The organism is Inquilinus sp. (genome assembly GCF_057815775.1).
The window spans coordinates 1-4,733 of the sequence record NZ_JBYRFX010001137.1 but is presented as its reverse complement, the minus strand read 5'-3'; the positions used below and the strand labels follow the sequence as shown (position 1 = coordinate 4,733).

At 70.5% G+C, this 4,733-nt stretch carries 4 protein-coding genes; all 4 read left to right on the top strand.

Annotated features, from left to right (window positions below; all coding sequences use genetic code 11):
* The coding region (locus tag AC3XYG_RS40450; RefSeq protein WP_489145573.1) for a molybdopterin cofactor-binding domain-containing protein at window positions 1-1,124 on the top strand (1,124 nt) is incomplete at its 5' end.
* Entirely contained in the window at window positions 1,121-2,080 is a 960-nt protein-coding gene (gene xdhC / locus AC3XYG_RS40445; RefSeq protein ID WP_489145572.1) for a xanthine dehydrogenase accessory protein XdhC, read from the top strand. The genes AC3XYG_RS40450 and xdhC, both read left to right, overlap by 4 nt.
* Window positions 1,990-3,561 (top strand): ABC transporter ATP-binding protein, encoded by a 1,572-nt coding sequence (locus tag AC3XYG_RS40440; RefSeq protein WP_489145571.1) that lies wholly within the window; start codon window positions 1,990-1,992, stop codon window positions 3,559-3,561. The genes xdhC and AC3XYG_RS40440 overlap by 91 nt, the downstream gene beginning before the upstream one ends.
* 31 nt (window positions 3,562-3,592) lie before the next feature.
* On the top strand, window positions 3,593-4,648 hold the full coding sequence (locus AC3XYG_RS40435; RefSeq protein ID WP_489145570.1) for an ABC transporter permease: 1,056 nt from the start codon (window positions 3,593-3,595) through the stop codon (window positions 4,646-4,648).
* The last annotated feature ends 85 nt before the right edge of the window (window positions 4,649-4,733 follow it).

The window sequence follows — 4,733 nt, the reverse complement described above, 5'->3', positions numbered from 1 at the left end:
AGGACAACGTCCTGCCGGAGTTGGTGGCAGCCCTGGAAGAGCGTTGCGGCTACCGTGCCCGGCGGGCGGGGATCCGCGCGGCCAATGCGGGAAGCCCGATCATCAGGCGCGGCCTCGCGCTCACGCCGGTGAAGTTCGGCATCTCGTTAACCGCCACGGCCTACAACCAGGCCGGCGCGCTGGTGCATGTCTACAAGGACGGGTCGATCCACCTGAACCATGGCGGCACCGAGATGGGCCAGGGCCTGTACGTCAAGGTCGCCCAGATCGTGGCCGAGGAGTTCCGGGTCGATATCGGCCGGGTCCACATCACCGCCACCACCACCGGCAAGGTGCCCAACACCTCGGCCACCGCCGCCTCCTCCGGTGCCGACCTCAACGGCATGGCCGCGCAGGCCGGGGCGCGGATCATCAAGGAGCGGCTGGTCGCCTTCGCCGCCGAACGCTGGCAGGTGCGGCCGGACCAGGTGGTGTTCCGCCGCAACGCGGTGCAGATCGGCGACCAGGAGATGCCGTTCGCGGAGCTGGTGCGCACCGCCTATTTCGGCCGGGTGCAACTGTCTGCCGCCGGCTTCTACAAGACGCCGAAGATCCATTGGGACCGCGCCGCCGGCCGCGGCCGCCCCTTCTATTACTTCGCCTATGGCGCGGCGGTCAGCGAGGTCACGGTCGACACCCTGACCGGGGAATACCGGCTGGACCGGGTCGACATCCTGCACGATGCCGGCAAGTCGCTGAACCCGGCGATCGACCTGGGCCAGGTCGAGGGCGGCTTCATCCAGGGCATGGGCTGGCTGACGATGGAAGAGCTGTGGTGGGACGGCAAGGGCCGCCTGCGCACGCACGCGCCCAGCACGTACAAGATCCCGGTGGCGAGCGACCGGCCGCGCATCTTCAACGTCCGGCTGGCGGAGGTGCAGAACCGCGAGGAGACGATCTACCGCTCCAAGGCGGTGGGCGAGCCGCCCTTCATGCTAGGCGTCTCTGTGCTGCACGCCCTGTCCGACGCCGTCGCCAGCGTCGCCGACCACCGGATCTGCCCACGCCTGGACCCGCCGGCGACACCGGAAAAGGTGCTGGACGCGATCGACCGGCTGCGCGCCGCGGCGGGAGGCGTGGGATGACCTCCCTCGCCCCGACGTTGCGGCTGTGGCTGGGTGATGGTGAGCCGACCGTGCTGGTCACGCTGACCGAGGCCCGGGGGTCGACCCCGCGCGAGGCCGGGGTGCATATGCTGGTCACCGCCGCCGCCGCCCGCGGCACCATCGGCGGCGGGCGGATGGAATGGGACGCGATCGCCGCCGCCCGCGCCCTGATCGCCGGCAAGGACCGGTCGCAACGGGTCGAGATCCCGCTGGGCCCCGCCATCGGCCAGTGCTGCGGCGGCTATGTCGTGATCGACCTGGAGCTGGCCGACGGCGCCACCCTGGCGCGGATCGATGGCGAAGAGGCGGAGGAAGCGGCCGCCCGGCCCAGCGTGCTGGTGTTCGGCGCCGGCCATGTCGGCAAGGCCCTGGCCCGCGCTTTGTCGCCCCTGCCCCTGAACATCCAATGGGTCGACGGCCGCGCCGACGAGTTCCCGGCAGAGATCCCCGAGACCGTCACGAGGCGGCTGACGCCGACCCCGCTCGACGTCGTCGCCGAGGCCCCGGCCGGGGCCGCCTATCTCGTCATGACCCACAGCCATGCCATGGATTTCGACGTGGCCGAGGCGGCCCTGCGGCGCGGCGATGCCGCCTATGTCGGGCTGATCGGTTCCGCCACCAAGCGCGAGCGCTTCGAGCGCTGGTTCCGGGCCCGCGGCAACGATCCGCGGCGCACCGGTTTCCTGACCTGCCCGATCGGGGCAGGCCTCGGGCGCGACAAGCGACCGGCGATCATCGCCGCCATGGTGGCGGCGGAATTGCTCATCGCCTTCGCCAAAGCTAAGGACATCTCCACCCCTGCCGACAAACCGGCGGCGGGGGCGGCTCCAGAACAGGAGGCAGCATGGACCGCAACCCGGGGGCCGGCCCCGCGCGCATCGAATTGCGCGGCATCACCAAGAGGTTCGCGAGTCTCGTCGCGAACGACGGCGTAAGCTTTTCCGTCCAGCCGGGCGAGATCCATGCGCTGCTGGGCGAGAACGGCGCCGGCAAGAGCACGCTGGTCAAGTCGATCTACGGCCTGCTGCAGCCCGATGCCGGCGAGATCCTGTGGAACGGCGCGGCGGTCCGCCCCGCCAACCCGCAGGAGGCCCGGCGCCTGGGCATCGGCATGGTGTTCCAGCATTTCTCGCTGTTCGAGGCACTGACCGTCGCCGAGAACATCGCCCTGGGCCTGGAGAACCCGCCCGAGCGGCGCGTCCTGGCCAACAAGATCCGCGAGGTGTCCGAGGCCTATGGCCTGCCGCTGGATCCGCATCGCGAAATCCACTCCCTGTCGGTCGGCGAGCGCCAGCGGGTCGAGATCGTGCGCTGCCTGCTGCAAGATCCGAAGCTGCTGGTCATGGACGAGCCGACCTCGGTGCTGACGCCGCAGGAGGTGGACCGGCTGTTCGAGACGCTGCGCCGCTTGGCCGCCGAAGGCTGCTCGATCCTGTACATCAGTCACAAGCTGCATGAGATCAAGGCGCTGTGCGACCGCGCCACGATCATGCGCGGCGGCAAGGTGGTCGGCATCTGCAACCCGGCGGCCGAGACCGCGCGCAGCATGGCGCAGATGATGATCGGGGCCGAGCTGCGCACCCTGGCCCGGCGCGGAGTCCGCGGCGCGGCCGAACCGAAGCTGGTGGTGGACCGGCTGAGCCTGCCGGCCGCCGGGCCCTTCGGCACCGCGCTGAAGGACATCACCTTCACCGTCGGCGCCGGCGAGATCCTGGGCATCGCCGGCATCGCCGGCAACGGCCAGACCGAGCTGTCGCAGGCCCTGTCCGGCGAGCACCGGGTCCGCCCGGCCGGCGCCATCCGCATCGGCACCAAGCCGGTCGCGCATCTGAGCGCGGAGCAGCGCCGGCAACTGGGGCTGTGCACCGTGCCGGAGGAGCGCAACGGCCACGCCGCCGTGCCGGAGATGAGCCTGGCCGGCAACACGCTGCTGAGCGCCCGCAACCGGATGAAGCTGGCGCCCGGTGGGCTGATCCGCGCCGGCCTGGCCCGCCTCTATGCCGAGCGGGTGATCCGCGACTTCGGGGTCAAGACCCGCGGGCCGGACGCGCTGGCCGGCAGCCTGTCCGGCGGCAATCTGCAGAAATACGTCGTCGGGCGCGAGGTGCTGCAGACGCCCGAGGTCTTCATCGTGTCGCAGCCGACCTGGGGCGTCGATGCCGGTGCCGCCACCGCCATCCACCAGGCGCTGATGACCCTGGCCCAGAACGGCACCGCGGTCGTGGTGATCTCGCAGGATCTCGACGAGCTCTTGCAGATCACCGACCGGCTGGCGGTGATCAATCTGGGCCGCCTGTCCGAAGCTCGTCCCACCGCCGAGATCTCGGTGGCGGAGATCGGCCTGCTGATGGGCGGGCTGCATGGGGCGGAGCCGGTGGCCGTCGAAGAGAAGGAACACGCCGTCCATGTTGCTTAGGATCGAACCCCGGCGGGAACCGTCCCGCGCCATGGTCTGGCTGACCCCGCTGATCGCCATCGCCCTGACCGTCGCCAGCGGCTACCTGCTGTTCCTGGCCCTCGGGCTGGATCCGGCGGAGACGCTGTACCAGTTCCTGATCGCACCGATCGAGAGCTTCTACGGCTGGACCGAGCTGGGGGTGAAGGCGGCGCCGCTTATCCTGATCGCCACCGGCCTGGCCATCGGCTTCCGCGCCAATGTCTGGAACATCGGTGCCGAGGGCCAGCTGACCATGGGCGCGATCGCCGCCGGTGCCGTCGCGCTGGGCTTCTGGGGCCAGGATGGCTGGTGGATCCTGCCGGCGATGTGCGTCGCCGGCGTCCTGGGCGGCATGGCCTATGCCGCGATCCCCGCCTTCCTGAAGACCCGGTTCGACGTCAGCGAGATCCTGACCAGCCTGATGCTGACCTATGTCGCCTCGCTGGTGCTCAGCATCCTGATCTTCGGCCCGTGGAAGGACCCGGATGGCTACAACTTCCCGCAGACCCGGATGTTCACCGATGCGGCGACGCTGCCGATCCTGGTCGAGGGCACCCGGCTGCATCTCGGCGTGCTGGTGGCGCTGCTGGTCGCGGTCGCCGCCTGGTTCCTGATGGGCCGCACCGTGCTGGGCTTCCAGATCCGGGTGGTCGGCCAGGCCCCGGCCGCGGCCCGCTTCGCCGGGTTCAGCGGCAAGCGCATCACCTGGTTCAGCCTGCTCTTCTCCGGCGCCCTGGCCGGGCTGGCCGGCACCTTCGAGGCGGCGGGCCCGATCGGCCAGCTGATCCCGCAGCTGACGCCGGGCTACGGCTTCACCGGCATCATCGTCGCCTTCCTGGGCCGGCTGCACCCGATCGGCATCATCGTCGCCGGGCTGGTGATGGCGCTGTCCTATATCGGCGGCGAGAACGCCCAGGTCTCGGCCGGGCTGCCGCAGGCGGCGACCGGCGTGTTCCAGGGCATGCTGCTGTTCTACCTGCTGGCCGCCGACGTCCTGGTCCGCTACCGCCTGCGCCTGACCGCCGGCCAGCCCAAACCCTCGCCCAAGCCTGTGACGGTGTCGTGATGGATATGTTCGTCCTGATCGCCGCGACGGTGATCACCGCGGCCACCCCCCTCCTCCTCGCCGCCCTCGGCGAGCTGGTGGTCGA